The sequence below is a fragment of the Pseudoxanthomonas sp. G3 genome, from assembly GCF_057654715.1.
In genome coordinates, this window is the sequence record NZ_CM172805.1 from 2237193 (window position 1) to 2251910 (window position 14718).

The window sequence follows — 14718 nt, forward strand, 5'->3', positions numbered from 1 at the left end:
GAAATTCTCTACGCCGAAAGCGCCGCCGACGCTACGCGTGGGCAGGAACGAAAGCGAGTAGCCATGCCGCCGCCACGGCGTGAACTTCTATGGGTCGGGGTACCCACGCCGTGGCGGTGGCACCAGACAATGCGGATTAGGTGTGAGTGCCGCAGGTTCAGAAAAACCGCACCAGCAGAAACGGCCTAGTTAGCCGGGAAGCTGCAATCCAAGCCCCGCCTACTCGCTCGCCCGGTAGGCGGGGCTTTCCTATTTTTCACTTTTGAAACCCAACCCGAAATCTTTCTCTCAAACTCTCATCGACATAGCCAGCCGTGCACAGAGTCTCCGTGGTCCTGCGAATTCTGTTCCGGTAAAAGTTGGGAAGTTCGTGAGTGGTTGAGACTGCCGCGTATCGCGAACACACTTCATCAATCTCATAGATCAATGGAATGACGTCAAATCGCAAGGTGCGCCAAGTGGTGTGGACGTACTGTGCGTCCTGTCCATGCTCAGCGCGGTACTCTCTGCTCTTCGTCAATATCTGCTTGTGTATAGACCCAGACTCAAGCAGCTTTCTGTAGGTCCGATAGCGGCCGTCCTCAGTAGCGCTTATCCCCTCAAGTAGCCTTCTATTGGGAGGCTCTTCCATAAGGCGATTCCACTCGGCAAGAAGTCCGTCTAGCCTGCGCTTCATGTCTTGGCGAACCTGATCATCTCGCATTAGGTTCAACTGATCATCCATCTTCTTCCGCGTATCTTCGGCTTCTTTGCGCGTGACCCTCAAAGTTATAACCACAAGAACAACGGTAGCTAGGCCGATCACCGGATTGATGACGCCCCCGAAGAAGTCACCGAAAGCTGCCCAATCATCCGGCTGACCGGGAGGATTCCCATGAAACCGATACACATAGAGAACAACTGCTGCAAGCATCGCAAGGCCGGCAAAGGCAGCGAGACTTGCCTCTAGATTCCTTCTCACATATCTACGCATCACGACTCCTTGATCTGGCGCGACTCAGAAGGTCGTGAAGCTCCCTTTCCGTTTGCGAGTAAGGAGAGTGCACTTCATGAACGAAAGGAAGATCCTCCCGGAGTACACCCTCTTTCAGATGCGCACGTTGCGCTTCCCGCTGAAGGAGAATTATCCGACCCTCCATGTGATCTAGAAACTTCTCTATGCGAGCAATGCGAAGGCTGGTCGCCAACGACTGCAGAAGAGCCCAAGCTGCGACAATCAAGATCAACACCAGAACTCCGAACAGCACGAGGTCGCTCATTGATTCACCAGTCTATTTGCCGAACTCACGACGCAAGGTAGCGACCACCTCACCAAAGGACTCGGATATTCTTTGCTTGAATCCAATGTAGTTGACTCCTTGCACATTGGAGTGCACGTCTACGCCATCTTCCACCACCATGATTGCGCGAGCATAGCCAAGCTTCCCCTGGAAGAGTCCGGCCTCATGAATGACATTCTGTCGCGCACGGTATGTGCCGTCGGCCTGCTGATCCTCTGCGGTCATAACAAGGATTGCGAATGAAGCCTTCGCAGCCATCTCGTCCACTACGTCGCGTATGACGTGCCCAGCGCGGGCCCCGCTTTCATATGTGATGACGTTGTAGTGATGCTTCTCATGGAGATGCTCCTTGAGTTCACGCCACGCGGGACTACCGCCGTGACCAATGAAAACCGTGGGTTCAACAACGGATCTCAACGTGTACTTCTCGGCATCTCTTTCGTAAGGGCGCAGTATTGTTTCTAGCTCATCCCTTTTCGGACCTTCGACTTCAAAGAAGGTCAGATTCCCCGTAGAGAACATCATGAATTTCAAGTCGCCTGCGGTGATGCGAAAGTCGTGTTCGTTTCTCTCGGCTTCGTAATCGGCCAAGAATTCTGAGAAGGTGTCTTGACTCCACATTGATATGCCACGCCTGGCGCGAAAGTTATCGGCCACAACAGGGACTTGTGGGCGCAACCTTTGCATCGTGGCTAAGGTGTCTTCGTAGTAGGTGCCGGGCACACGCACGCGGCCGAACTCAATCTTCTTCTTCACGACAAACCCCGCCCCCATAGCTAGTGCGATGGTAAGGCACGCCCCCAGCAAACCACACCAAGTTCGTTGTTGGTAGCGTTGCTGGTAACGGCAAAGAGAATTCTATATTTTACTTACAAATCAATGCCTTGCACATTAATCTGGCGGAGAGAGTGGGATTCGAACCCACGGTAGGCTTGCACCTACGGCAGTTTTCAAGACTGCTGCCTTAAACCACTCGGCCATCTCTCCGGTATTGCATCTCGGGACTCGCAGGCCGGACCGCAGGTTCAAATCCTGCCCCCGCTACCATGTTCCCTACCCGGCCCCTTGCAGGCCGGGTTTTATTTTCGCACGAACCCCGCGGCCGTGGCCTACGAGGCTTTCTTCACCTTGGCGGCCTTGGCGTTGTCGATGGCTACGGCGATGGCCTTTTCCTTCTCTTCCGAACACTTGCCGCCACAATCCAGGCGCGAGGACTCGATCTGCTGCGGCAGGTGCTCGGCCAGGAAATCGATGAAGACCCGCACCGCCGGCAACATGCCCCGGCGCGAGGCGAACACCGCGTGGCAGATGCCCTGCGGCAGGCTCCATTCCGGCAGCACCACTTCCAGCTCGCCCTTGCGCACGGCCTCGGCGCACACCGTCTCGGGCAGCAGCGTGATGCCGTACCCGTCTTTCGCCATCGACTGCAGCAGCGGGAAGTCGAACCCCGCCAGGCGCGGATTGAGCTCGATCCGGCGGACCTCGCCGTTGGGGCCATGCAGCTCCCACCGCTGGCGCGCCTCGTCCTCGCTGATGCTCAGGGTGACGTGGTCGGCCAGGTCTTCCGGCACCTTCGGGCGGCCGGCGCGGTTGAGGTACTTCGGGCTGGCGACCAGCAACTCCTGGATCTGGCCGAAGCTGCGCATCACCAGGCTGCCGTCGTCGTCGAGCTTGGCGCGCACACGCAGGGCCACGTCGTAGCCCTCGTTGATGATGTCCACGCGGCGGTTGTTGACGTGCAGCTGCAGGCGCACCTTCGGGTACTTGTCGAGGAAGGCCGGCAGGATCTTCGGCAACTGCATCTGCGCCACCGCCACCGGGACGCTGACCCGGACCACGCCGCGCGGCTCGGCACTGAGGCGGTCCACCACTTCGCGCGCGGCCTGCGCCTCGGCCAGCATCGTCTGCGCATGGCGGTGCACGCTCATGCCCACATCGGTCACCGCGAAGCGGCGGGTGGAGCGCTGCAGCAGGCGCACGCCCAGGTCGGTTTCCAGCTGGCTGATGCGCCGGCTGAGGCGGGACTTGGGAATGCCCAGGGCGCGCTCGGCGGCGGCGAAGCCCCCGTGGTCCACCACCATGGCGAAGTAATAGAGGTCGTTGAGGTCGTGCTGCATTTATAGTTCCGCCTGTAGAACGATCAGTGACGTTAGACCACGTTTATCCCACTAATGCAACAACCTAGAGTGCGCTCCAACGCGGTCGAGGCCGCATCCGCCCCGGAGACACTCCATGAAACTATTGCATATCGACAGCAGCGCCCTGGCCGACAACTCGGTCAGCCGCCAGCTCACCGCCGCCATCGTAGCCCGTTGGCAGGACAGCGTACCCGGCCTGGAGGTCACCTACCGCGACCTCGACGCCCAACCGCTGGCCCACCTGACCAACGCGGTACTGGGTGGGGGCGACAGCGCCGCCGCACAAGCCGGCGAAGCGGCCATGCAGGAATTCCTGGCCGCCGACGTCATCGTCCTGGGCGCCCCGCGCTACAACTTCGGCGTGCCGTCCACCCTGAAGGCCTGGATCGACCGCGTGGCCGTGGCCGGCCGCACCTTCAAGTACACCGAAAACGGCCCGGTCGGCCTGGCCGGCGGCAAGAAGGTCATCGTGGCCGAGGCCAGCGGTGGCGAGTACGCCGGCACCGCGATCGACTTCGTGGCGCCGTATCTGAAGCAGGTGTTCGGTTTCCTTGGCATCACCGACGTGGAATTCATCCGCGCCGAGCGCGTGGCCTACTCGCCCGAGCACAAGGCGCAGGCCATCGAAGCCGCGCTGGCCAGCATCCCGGCGCCGGTGCGCGAGGCCGCCTGAGTCCCCGGGTCGGGGGACGGGACCGGTATGCTGCCGGCACCCGTCCTGCCGACCTGCCGATGCCCGCCCGGACCCCTGCCCCGGAACCGATCGACTCCCCGCGCGCCCTCGCCCTGCTGAGGGCGGCCGCCAGCGCCGAGCATCGCGCCAGCCTGGCGCGGTACGGCATCCCCGACACCCACGCCCTCGGCGTGCCCATGCGCGAGATCCAGGCGCTGGGCAAACGCATAGGTCGCCAGCCGGCGCTGGCGCAGCCGCTCTGGGAGAGCGGTATCTACGAAGCGCGCCTGCTGGTGGCCTTCGTCGCCGACCCCGCGCAGCTCACCACGACCCAGATGGACCGCTGGTGCCGCCAGTTCGACAACTGGGCGGTCTGCGACACGCTATGCCTGCACCTGTTCGACCGCAGCCCGCACGCGTGGGGGCGGATCGACGCATGGGCGCGCAAGCGTGGCGAATTCGAGAAACGCGCGGCGTTCGCGCTGCTGGCCGGACTGGCGGTGCACGACCGCCACACGCCCGATGCGCCCTTTCTCGCCGGGCTGACCCACGTGGACGCCGCCGCGGGCGATGCGCGCAACTTCGTCAGCAAGGGCGTGAGCTGGGCGCTGAGGGCCATCGGCCACCGCAACGCCGTGCTGCATGCGAAAGCGATCGCAGTGGCGACGCAGTTGGCGGCATCCGACGACGCGGCGCGACGCTGGGTAGGCAAGGATGCGCTGCGCGACCTGGGCCGCGCGGCGGTGCGCGCCAAGGTGGCGAAGGCGACGAAGGGCCGCCCCAAGAAGGCATGACGCTCCCTCTCTCTGCGAAGCGGGGAGAGGGTGCCCGGAGGGCGGGTGAGGGGCGAACGGAGACAGACGGCTTCGGCTGCATTGGACGCTGAGCGCGCGTCTACAAGCGGAGCACGGAAGCTTCTTCGCGAAGAGCTCCCCTCATCCGCCTTCGGCACCTTCTCCCCGCGCGCGGGGAGAAGGATTACAGCATCAGGCGATGCGGTCCGCGCCGCCCATGTACGGGCGCAGGGCGTCGGGCACGGTGATCGAGCCGTCGGCGTTCTGGTAGTTCTCCATCACCGCGATCAGCGCACGGCCGACTGCCGTACCGGAGCCGTTGAGGGTGTGCACCGGCTCGGGCTTGCCCGTGGCCGGGTTGCGCCAGCGCGCCTGCATGCGACGGGCCTGGAAGTCCTCGCAGTTCGAGCACGACGAGATCTCGCGGTACATGTCCTGCGACGGCAGCCAGACTTCCAGGTCGAAGGTCTTGGTGGCGCCGAAGCCCATGTCGCCCGTGCACAGCAGCATGCGGCGGTACGGCAGGCCCAGCTTCTCCAGCACGGTTTCCGCGGCGCGGGTCATGCGCTCCTGCTCTTCGTAGCTTTCCGACGGGCGCGTGATCGACACCAGCTCCACCTTCTCGAACTGATGCTGGCGGATCATCCCGCGCACGTCGCGGCCGCCGCTGCCGGCTTCGGAGCGGAAGCACATCGAATGCGCGGTCATGCGCAGCGGCAGGCGGGCGTCGTCGAGGATCTCGTCGCGGACGATATTGGTCAGCGGCACTTCCGAGGTCGGGATGAGGTAGCGCGTGTGCTCGCCCAGCTGGGTGGCGAACAGGTCTTCCTCGAACTTCGGCAGCTGGCCGGTGCCGCGCATCGAATCGGCGTTGACGATCACCGGCACGCTGGTCTCTTCGTAGCCGTGTTCGTTGGTATGCAGGTCGAGCATGAACTGCGCGAGCGCGCGGTGCAGGCGGGCCAGCTGGCCGCGCAGCACGGTGAAGCGCGCGCCGGACAGCTTGGCCGCGGTGTCGGCGTCGAGCCAGCCGTGGCGGGCGCCGAGCTCGACGTGGTCTTTCACCTCGAAATCGAACGTGCGCGGGGTGCCCCAGCGGTGCTGCTCGACGTTGTCGGCTTCGTCCTTGCCCACCGGCACGCTGGCGTGAGGCAGGTTGGGGATGCCCAAGGCGATGGCTTCGATCTCGGCGCGGATCTCGTCCAGCTTCACTTCCGAGGCCTTCAGCTCGTCGCCGAAGCCCGCCACTTCCGCCATCAGCGCGGACACGTCCTCACCCTTGGCCTTGGCCTGGCCGATGGCCTTGGAGCGGGTGTTGCGCAGGTTCTGCAGTTCCTCGGTGCGCTTCTGGATCTGCTTGCGGGACGCTTCGAGCTCGGCGATGCGGGACACGTCCAGGTCGAAACCACGGGTCTCCTTCAGGCGCAGGGCGAGTTCGGCGGGCTGGGTGCGGAGCAGGACGGGATCGAGCATGGAAACAGCGGTCTGACGTGGGAAGCGGCCATTATCGCCCAATCGCGACCGGCTGCCCGTGCGTTTAACGCCGGCTGTGCAAGAATCGCCGCGACCTTACCGGTGATTCCCATGTCGGCCCCGCAACAGAACGACCCGCACTTCACCTTCCGCCTGCCCCGCACCGCCCTGCGCAACGCCGCCATCGCCTTCGGCGCCGGCCTGCTGCTCTTCGTGATCGTCTGGTGGGCCAGCCGCGACGACGGGTTCTATACCGCCGAACCCACCCTCCCCGGCAAGGCCGCGCCCATCGAGGCGCTGCCCGAACCGCTGTCCACCGGCGACGGCGCCAGCGGCATGGAAGAGCCGGCCCCGCGCCCGGCCAGCGACGAGCGCCCGCAATTGGTGGAAGAAACGCCGATGCCGACGCCGGTGGAAGAAGCCACCGCGCCGGTCGCACCGACAGAGGCCACCCCGACCACCCAAGCCGTCTCCCTCGCCCCCGGCGATGTGCCGGTGCCGATCCCGGGCCAGACCCCGGCGCCCGAATATCCGCAGTCCGCCATGCGCAACGGCGACCAGGGCACGGTGATGGTGCGCGTGGAAGTGGGCACCGACGGCGTGCCGCTCTCGGTCGACGTGGCCCAGCGCAGCGGCTCCCGCGACCTGGACCGCGCCGCGGTCGACGCCGTGCGCCAGTGGCGCTTCCAGCCCGCGCAGCGTGACGGCCAGCCCGTGGTCGGTGCGGTGACGGTGCCGATTGATTTCAAGATGCGGTGACGTCTTCAGCGACCACCATGCTGCTCTGAGAGAAATCGCCGCCGAGCTTAGGCGGTTGAGGTCCATCAACCCTTCCGACGACGCGAGCCTGCGGTCGTGGCATATGTCCGTCGTGCCCGGGTTCACCGCATGGATGCATGAGAGGCACCCCACCGTGCATCTTCCGAAGATCGTGATGTTCTATCTGCACGATGCGGATATCCGTTTTCGCGAACCCGAATACCGAGCTCTGCAGGATGAGCAGATCGATGCGTTGATCGCGCAGCTCGAGCAGGGACAGATCCCCGCGGAAACATATAGCGGATGCGCGATATCACTGGGATGGTTGGGCGCCGCCGCGCCGGTCGTTCTCATGGCGCTGTTGGCGTTCTTCAACCCGTGACCTCACGCCGTATAAACGCGCATGAACGACGGTTCTGATAGCTGAACTCCAACCTGCTCCTTTCATCCCTCACTCACGTCTCGCAAACATCACCGCGCAAAAACTCGGCCCCGTTCCAACGCGGAACCCACAACGCGAAACGGAGGTTCATATGTCGACGCCCACGAACAACGAATACCGCACGCCGGACACCGTCGAAGACACCACGGTCGAACCGCGCCGCACCACCTCGCCCGTGTTGCTGATGCTGCTGGCCTTCGCGGTCACCGCAGCAGGCCTGGTGTGGTGGACGCAGTCGCGCCATGCCGGCAATGAAACACCAGTCGCCGCGCTGCCTGCCCCGGTGGCGGATGATGCCGCGAATGCACCGGCCAATGAGCGCGCGGCCGCCACGGCTGATCGCAAGCGCGCCGAACGCGCCGCGGCCACGCGTCCTGCTTCGATCAGCCGCGATGCCCGTCCGCTGGCCGGCAACGCCGAGCCGAAGTACCCCGCCTCGATGCTGCGTGCAGGCGTCGGCGGCACCGTCGTCGTCCTCGCCGAGGTCGATGCCCAGGGCAATCCGATCGACGTGCGCGTCGTCGAGCGCAGCGGTGAGCGCGATCTCGATCGCGCCGCCGTGAACGCCGTGCGCCAGTGGCGCTTCGAGCCGGCCATGCGCAATGGCAAGGCGATCGCCACCAGCGTGAAGGTGCCGGTGGACTTCAAGCCCATCTAAGTACCGTATCGCTTCGTACACGGAGCTGACGAGGAAAGGAAAGGGGGACGCGGGCAGGCGTCCCCCTTTTCTATTCTTCGCTGGAAATGCGGCTGCTGTGGGAGCGAAGTAAGTCGCGAAAGACTATCGGGAAGGCCTCATCGCGACTTACGTCGCTCCCACACTAATCCTCATCATGCGTCACGCCTTGCGCAACGCGAATCCCGCGCCCGTCGCCAGGCCGTCGTAGTTCGGAAACGAAGTCGCCACGTTGGCGACATCCGCGATGCGCACCTCGCCGGTCGCGACTTGGCCGGCGATGGAGAACGCCATCGCGATGCGATGGTCGCCATGGGAATCCACGGTGCCGCCGTGCAGCGGGCCGGGGAAGATCGTCGCGCCGTCGGGCGTTTCGTCCACGCGCAGGCCGAGCGTGCGCAAGCCGTCGGCCATGCTGGCCAGGCGGTCGGATTCCTTCACGCGCAGTTCGGCCGCGCCACGCACGACTGTCGGGCCGTCGGCGCAGGCGGCGGCGATGAACAGCGCCGGGAACTCGTCGATCATGTCCGGCACCAGCGCTTCCGGCACCTCGATGCCGTGCAGCGGTGTGTGGCGGACGACGAGGTCCGCGACCGGCTCGCCACCGTGCTCGCTGGCGTTCTCCTCGGTGATATCGGCACCCATCAGGCGCAGTGCCTGCAGCAGGCCGGTGCGTCGCGGGTTCAGGCCGACCGCGCGCAGGCGCAGTTCGGATCCCGGGATGACGCTGGCCGCGACCAGGAAGAATGCCGCGGACGAAAAGTCGGCCGGCACGGCGATGTCGGTGGCTTTCAGCCGCTGCCCGCCGCGCAGACGCGCAAAGCCGGGTGAGAACTCGATGTCCACGCCGAATGCCTTCAGCATGCGCTCGGTGTAGTCGCGGGTGGGATGCGGCTCGCGCACCACGGTGTCGCCGTCGGCATACAGGCCGGCCAGCAGCACTGCCGACTTAACCTGCGCACTGGCGACCTCCAGCGTGTAGTCGATGCCGGTGAGCGATTGCCCCCCGTGGATGCGTAGCGGCGGCAGGCCACCTTCTTCGGTGTCGATGCGCGCGCCCATCTTCGAGAGTGGACCCGTGACGCGGCGCATCGGGCGCTTCGAAAGCGACTCGTCGCCGACCAGCACGCTGTCGAACGGCTGCGCCGCCAGCAAACCCGCCAGCAGGCGCATGCCGGTGCCGGCATTGCCACAGTCCAGCGCGCCGTCCGCGGCCTTCAACCCGTCCACGCCCACGCCGTGCACGATGCGGCGCGACGGCGACGGCGTTTCGATGCGCACACCGAGTCGCGAAAAGATCGCGGCGGTTGCGCGCGTATCCTCGCCTTCCAGGAAGCCGTCGATCGTCGAGGTGCCGTCGGCCAGTGCGGCGAACATCACCGCGCGGTGCGACACCGACTTGTCGCCGGGGATGTCCAGGGTGCCGCCCAGCGCGCGGCCGGCGGAGGCGATCCAGTCTTGCTTACTGCTCATCAGGTCTCTCGGGTTCATCGGCCCGCGCGCGGGCCCGGGCAACGGATCAGGGCACGGCGACGGGGTATGAACCCAACACCTTGATCTGCGCCGAGTGCTGCTTCAGTTCGGCAAGCGCCTGCTTCATCGCCTCGTCGTCGATGTGGCCGGCCAGGTCGATGAAGAAGCCGTACTCCCACTTGGCGTGGTGCGAGGGCCGCGACTCGATGCGATTCATGCTGATGCCGTGGCGCGCGAACGGGCTGAGCACGTCGAACAGCGCGCCGGGCTTGTCGTGGATGAAGACCAGCACGGAGGTGCGATCGTGGCCCGAGGGCGGGAAGATGCTGCGGCCGATCACCAGGAAGCGCGTGGTGTTGTCCTTGTCGTCCTGGATCGGACTCATGACGACCTTCTTCAGGCCGTACACGTGGGCGGCGCTCTCGCCGCCGATGGCCGCGGCATCGTCGTTGCCACGCGCGCGGCGCGCGCCCTCGGCGTTGCTCGACACCGGCACCTTCTCCACCTTCGGCAGGTTCGCGCGCAGCCAGCCGGCGGTCTGCGCGAACGACTGCGGATGCGCGTAGATGCGCTCGATGTCGTCGATGCGGCCGGTGCGCGACATCAGGAACTGGTGCACGCGCAGCTCGACTTCGCCGCAGATCTTCAGGTCGGAGGTGAGGAACATGTCCAGGGTGATCTGGATCGTGCCCTGCCCCGAATTCTCCACCGGCACCACGCCGAAATCGGCGTTGCCGCTGGCCACTTCCTGGAAGACCTCTTCGATGCTCGCCAGCGGCAGGCCGTGCGCCGAGCGGCCGAAATGCTTGAGCACGGCTTGCTGGCTGAAGGTGCCCTCCGGGCCGAGGTAGCCGATCTTCAGCGGCTCCTGCTGCGCCAGGCATGCCGACATGATTTCGCGGAAGACGTGCACCAGCACTTCGTCGCTGAGTGGGCCCTCGTTGCGGTCCACCACCATCCGCAGCACTTGGGCTTCGCGCTCGGGACGGTAGTATTCCACCGCCGCCGCCAGCTTGCCCTTGGCCTTGCCGACCTGGTGGGCGAAGACGGCGCGTTCGGCGATCAGCGACTGGATCTGGCGATCGATGCCGTCGATCTTGGCGCGTACGTCGGACAGTACGGGGGCGGGCGCGGGGGGCGTCTCTGCCTTCTTGCCTTTGGCAGGCTTGGCGGCTTTCTTGGGTGGGGTGGGTTTGGAGGCCATATTTCGTATTCCCTGAAGATGCTTTTTGTAGGAGCGACGTGAGTCGCGACCGGAAGGTTGGCGGTCGCGACTCACGTCGCTCCTACAACAGCGCTACTTATCCGTTGCGTTGCTGGAAGTCGCGCATGAACTGCACCAGCGCCTGCGCGCCTTCCACCGGCAGCGCGTTGTACAGCGACGCTCGGATGCCGCCGACCGCCTTGTGGCCCTTGAGCGCCAGCAGGCCGGCCGCCTTGGACTCGGCCACGAAGCGCGCATTGAGGGTGTCGTCCGGCAGGAAGAACGGGATGTTCATCCGCGACCGCGCGGCAGGCACCACGTCGTTGCGGTAGAAGCCGCCCGAGCTGTCGATGGCGCCGTAGACGAGCGAGGACTTCACCGCGTTGCGGCGCGCGAATTCGGCCACGCCGCCCTCGGCCAGCATCCACTTGAACACCAGGCCGGCCAGGTACCAGTTCCAGGTCGGCGGCGTGTTGAGCATGGAATCGCGCGCGGCGTGCGAGCGGTAGTCGAAGATGTCGGCGCGCGGCTGGCCGCTGCGTTCGAACAGGTCCTTGCGAATGATCACCACCGCGACGCCGACCGGGCCCAAATTCTTCTGCGCACCGGCGTAGATCACGCCGTACTTCGACACATCAAGCGGCTCGGAGGCGATCGATGAGCTGAAGTCGGCGAACAGCGGCACCTCGCCCACGTCGGGCGTGTCGCGGAATTCGACGCCGTGGATGGTCTCGTTGGCGGTGATGTGCACGTAGGCGGCATCGGGCGTGAGCTTCCAGCTGTCGCGCGACGGGATGTCGTGGAAGCCGCCGGCCTCGCCATCGGCCGCGATGTTGACCATGCAGTACGGCTTGGCCTGCTTGATCGCGGTCTTGCCCCAGTGGCCGGTGACCACGTAGTCGACCACCTGGCTGGGGCTGGCGAAGTTCAGCGCCAGTAGCGCCTGGTGGGTCGTCGCGCCACCGGCCAAGAACAGCACCGCATAGTCGTCCGGGATGCCGACCAGCCGGCGCAGGTCCGCCTCGGCCTCGGCCGCCACCGCGATGAAGTCCTGGCTGCGGTGGCTGATTTCCACGATGGACGCGCCGATGCCGTTCCAGTCGAGCATCTCGGCCTGGGCCTGCCGCAGCACGGACTCGGGCAGGGTGGCGGGACCGGCACTGAAATTGAACGCGCGTGTCATGGGGCACCTGAACAGGAGGCCCCGTAGTATGCCGCAGCGCATCAGTTGCAGGGGCAACGAAGCGGACGCCAGGGCATGAATCCCGTACGTCCTGCATCCCGCGATCACCGCGGTGCGTATAGGCTTGTATGCATCGCGACCGCGGGAATTTTCGGGCGCGGGAAACGTCCAATCGCTATCGCCCCCCTCGACGGAGAATTCCATGTCCCTGCGCGACGCCCTCAGGATTCCTGCCTCGCAGATCACCGACGAGTCCGTCTACCGGGAGCGGCGGCGCTTGCTGCAGGCCTTCGCCGCCGCGCCCGCCCTCGCCCTTGCCGGCTGCGCGGAGGCCGAACCCCCCGCGCCGCCGAAGGTGACGGTCACGCCCGAGCAGGCACGGTCCGGGTTCCGCACCACGGAGACGCTGACCCGTTACGAGGACGTCACCAGCTACAACAACTTCTACGAGTTCGGCACCGGCAAGGCGGATCCCTCCACCGCGCGCAAGACGCTGAAGACCTCGCCCTGGTCCGTGGTGGTGGCTGGCGAGTGCGCTAAGCCGGGACGCATCGCGTTGGAGGACTTGCTGAAGGGGCTCACGCCGGAAGAGCGCGTCTACCGGCTGCGCTGCGTGGAAGGCTGGTCGATGGTGATCCCGTGGCTAGGCGTGCCGTTGGGTGAAGTACTGAAAAAATTCCAACCTACCGCAAAGGCCAAGTACGTCGCCTTCACCACCCTGGCCGACCCGGTGCAGATGCCCGGCGTGCGCTATTCCTCCATCAACTGGCCCTACCGAGAAGGCCTGCGCATCGACGAAGCGATGCATCCGCTGACGCTGCTCGCGACCGGCCTGTACGGCAAGCCGCTGCCGCAGCAGAACGGCGCACCATTGCGGCTGGTGGTGCCGTGGAAGTACGGCTTCAAGAGCATCAAGTCGATCGTGGAGATCCGTTTCGTGGAGAAGATGCCGGAAACCGCCTGGCACGATCTGCAGCCGTCCGAGTACGGCTTCTTCTCCAACGTGAACCCCAATGTGGACCATCCCCGCTGGAGCCAGAAGACCGAGCGGCGCATCGCCGGCACGCAGAGCAAGCTGTTCGCCGAGCGCATCCCGACGCGGCTCTTCAACGGCTACGCGGATCAGGTGGGCTCGCTGTATGCGGGCCTGGACCTGAAGAAGTGGTATTGAGCCGCGCCGATGCGTAAGACTTCCGCCGGCCTGGTCGCCGCCAAGGCCGCCGTCCATGCGCTAGCGCTCGTGCCGCTGGCGATCCTGGCCTGGCAGTTCGTCGATGTCTGGCGGACCGGTAGCGACGCCCTGGGCGCCGATCCGGTGGCCGAGATCGAACACCGCACCGGCCTGTGGGCCCTCCGGCTGCTGATGCTGGCGTTGGCGATCACGCCACTGCGGCAGCTGACCGGCCAGCCAGTGCTGCTGCGCTTCCGGCGGATGATCGGCCTGTACGCGTTCTTCTACGCCTCGGTGCACCTCACGGCTTACCTGGTGCTGGACCTGCGCGGCTACTGGACGCAGATCTTCGAAGAGATCGTGAAACGCCCCTACATCACCGTCGGTTTTACCGCCTGGCTGCTGCTGGTGCCGCTGGCGATCACCTCGACCCAGGGCTGGATGCGCCGCCTGGGCCGGCGCTGGGGCCAGCTGCACAAGCTCGTCTACGCGATCGGCGTGTTGGCCGTCCTGCATTTCTGGTGGCTGGTGAAATCCGACATCCGCGAGCCGTTGCTCTATGCCGGCATCCTGGCGGTATTGCTGGGCTGGCGCCTGTGGAAATCGCTCAGCCGGCGCCGAACAGCAGCAGCGCGCTGAGCGCGGCCGCCATCAGCAGCGCGGCGAGCAGCAGCCAGGGCCACCGTCGCGCGGCGTGGACGCGCTCGCGAATGGGCAGCTCGGACGCTTCGGCGCTGTCGCCCGTTTCCACCGGCAAGCCATCCGCCGCCTGAGCACTCGGGGCCCACGGCACTTCCAGGACGAAGCGGTGCTGGGCGTCGAAGACCACCTGATCGCCCGCCACCAGCATCGCATCGCGCAACGCCACGCCGTTGACCCGGGTGCCGTCGGCCGAGCCCAGATCGCGCAGCAGCACGCGGTCGCCGCGCAGTTCGAGGCGCGCGTGTCGTTCGGCAAAGGCGGGATCGTCCACCCGGATCTGCGCGTCGCGCGCACGGCCCACCAGGCAGGGATGCTCAAGGGACACGCTGCGGCCGTGGTACTTGCCGCCCAGGCCGCGCAGGACGACCCGCGCATCGCCCTGGCCTGCATCGGCATCGCGCACGTCGGCGGCCGACTGAAAGCCGGACTGCAGCAGCAGCTCCACGCCTTCCACATAGACCGCGTCGCCGGGGCGCAGCACGGCCATCCGACGCACCGGGCGCCCGTTGATGTGCACGCCGCGCATGCCGTTGGCCACCTGCAACCACAGCCCCCGGCGGTCGACGCAGATCTGCGCGAGCAGCGCGCCCTGCAATCCGTCACCGACGCCGATCGTGCCCGCCGCTTCACGCACGATGCGGTGCACGCCCGTGGTCAACGGACGATCCGGCGAACGGCGGTTGGAGAAGTGAAGTCGGAGGTTCTGCACGCCGGAGGAGCCTATCAGGTTGGCGTGCGCACGGCAGCCCC

At 65.6% G+C, this 14718-nt stretch carries 15 protein-coding genes and 1 tRNA gene; 7 read left to right on the forward strand and 9 right to left on the reverse strand.

Translation table 11 applies throughout. From position 1 onward, the window contains the following. Positions 1-256: 256 nt before the first annotated feature. The 4 genes from AC23D6_RS10615 to AC23D6_RS10630 all read right to left on the reverse strand — a co-directional run bounded on the left by AC23D6_RS10615 (position 257) and on the right by AC23D6_RS10630 (position 3397). Positions 257-973: a hypothetical protein gene (locus AC23D6_RS10615; RefSeq protein WP_487749242.1), complete on the reverse strand. Its 717-nt coding sequence runs from the start codon at positions 971-973 to the stop codon at positions 257-259. 298 nt (positions 974-1271) lie between these two features. Continuing rightward, positions 1272-2036: a TIR domain-containing protein gene (locus AC23D6_RS10620; protein ID WP_487749243.1), complete on the reverse strand. Its 765-nt coding sequence runs from the start codon at positions 2034-2036 to the stop codon at positions 1272-1274. Positions 2037-2177: 141 nt separating this feature from the next. Then, a tRNA-Ser gene (locus AC23D6_RS10625) sits at positions 2178-2267 on the reverse strand. 122 nt (positions 2268-2389) lie between these two features. Continuing rightward, positions 2390-3397, reverse strand: a complete 1008-nt coding sequence (locus tag AC23D6_RS10630; protein ID WP_487749244.1) for a LysR family transcriptional regulator — start codon at positions 3395-3397, stop codon at positions 2390-2392. A 115-nt stretch (positions 3398-3512) separates the two neighbouring features. Here AC23D6_RS10630 and AC23D6_RS10635 point away from each other — a divergent pair, with 115 nt between their 5' ends. Together AC23D6_RS10635 and AC23D6_RS10640 are read left to right on the forward strand one after the other, a co-directional pair. Then, complete coding sequence (locus tag AC23D6_RS10635; RefSeq protein ID WP_487749245.1) at positions 3513-4091, forward strand: FMN-dependent NADH-azoreductase; 579 nt, start codon at positions 3513-3515, stop codon at positions 4089-4091. A 59-nt stretch (positions 4092-4150) separates the two neighbouring features. Beyond that, positions 4151-4885 carry a DNA alkylation repair protein gene (locus AC23D6_RS10640; RefSeq protein WP_487749246.1) on the forward strand — a complete coding sequence of 245 codons (735 nt, stop codon included), beginning with the start codon at positions 4151-4153 and terminating at the stop codon, positions 4883-4885. Positions 4886-5077: 192 nt separating this feature from the next. Here AC23D6_RS10640 and serS read toward each other — a convergent pair whose 3' ends face one another. Then, entirely contained in the window at positions 5078-6358 is a 1281-nt protein-coding gene (serS, locus tag AC23D6_RS10645; protein WP_487749247.1) for a serine--tRNA ligase, read from the reverse strand. 111 nt (positions 6359-6469) lie between these two features. Between serS and AC23D6_RS10650 the strand changes: the two genes are divergently transcribed. From AC23D6_RS10650 to AC23D6_RS10660, 3 genes are all read left to right on the forward strand, one after another. Continuing rightward, the gene (locus AC23D6_RS10650; protein WP_487749248.1) at positions 6470-7117 is read left to right on the forward strand and encodes an energy transducer TonB; all 648 of its coding nucleotides are present in this window, start codon (positions 6470-6472) and stop codon (positions 7115-7117) included. A gap of 175 nt (positions 7118-7292) precedes the next feature. Further along, positions 7293-7499 carry a hypothetical protein gene (locus AC23D6_RS10655; protein ID WP_487749249.1) on the forward strand — a complete coding sequence of 69 codons (207 nt, stop codon included), beginning with the start codon at positions 7293-7295 and terminating at the stop codon, positions 7497-7499. Positions 7500-7650: 151 nt separating this feature from the next. After that, on the forward strand, positions 7651-8217 hold the full coding sequence (locus AC23D6_RS10660) for an energy transducer TonB (protein ID WP_487749250.1): 567 nt from the start codon (positions 7651-7653) through the stop codon (positions 8215-8217). 180 nt (positions 8218-8397) lie between these two features. Here the strand turns inward: AC23D6_RS10660 and aroA are convergent, their stop codons facing one another. The 3 genes from aroA to serC form a co-directional block, all read right to left on the reverse strand. Then, on the reverse strand, positions 8398-9708 hold the full coding sequence (gene aroA, locus AC23D6_RS10665) for a 3-phosphoshikimate 1-carboxyvinyltransferase (protein ID WP_487749251.1): 1311 nt from the start codon (positions 9706-9708) through the stop codon (positions 8398-8400). Between the two features lie 46 nt (positions 9709-9754). After that, a complete protein-coding gene (gene pheA / locus AC23D6_RS10670; protein ID WP_487749252.1) occupies positions 9755-10912 on the reverse strand; it encodes a prephenate dehydratase in 1158 nt (385 codons plus the stop codon). Between the two features lie 97 nt (positions 10913-11009). Next, positions 11010-12095 carry a phosphoserine transaminase gene (gene serC, locus AC23D6_RS10675; protein ID WP_487749253.1) on the reverse strand — a complete coding sequence of 362 codons (1086 nt, stop codon included), beginning with the start codon at positions 12093-12095 and terminating at the stop codon, positions 11010-11012. Positions 12096-12297: 202 nt separating this feature from the next. Here serC and msrP point away from each other — a divergent pair, with 202 nt between their 5' ends. Together msrP and msrQ are read left to right on the forward strand one after the other, a co-directional pair. Further along, on the forward strand, positions 12298-13266 hold the full coding sequence (gene msrP, locus AC23D6_RS10680) for a protein-methionine-sulfoxide reductase catalytic subunit MsrP (RefSeq protein WP_487749254.1): 969 nt from the start codon (positions 12298-12300) through the stop codon (positions 13264-13266). A 9-nt stretch (positions 13267-13275) separates the two neighbouring features. Beyond that, entirely contained in the window at positions 13276-13905 is a 630-nt protein-coding gene (msrQ, locus tag AC23D6_RS10685; protein WP_487749255.1) for a protein-methionine-sulfoxide reductase heme-binding subunit MsrQ, read from the forward strand. Here the strand turns inward: msrQ and AC23D6_RS10690 are convergent. Next, positions 13874-14677 carry an FHA domain-containing protein gene (locus tag AC23D6_RS10690; RefSeq protein ID WP_487752616.1) on the reverse strand — a complete coding sequence of 268 codons (804 nt, stop codon included), beginning with the start codon at positions 14675-14677 and terminating at the stop codon, positions 13874-13876. The two genes, msrQ and AC23D6_RS10690, sit on opposite strands and share 32 nt — an antisense overlap. Between the last annotated feature and the right edge of the window lie 41 nt (positions 14678-14718).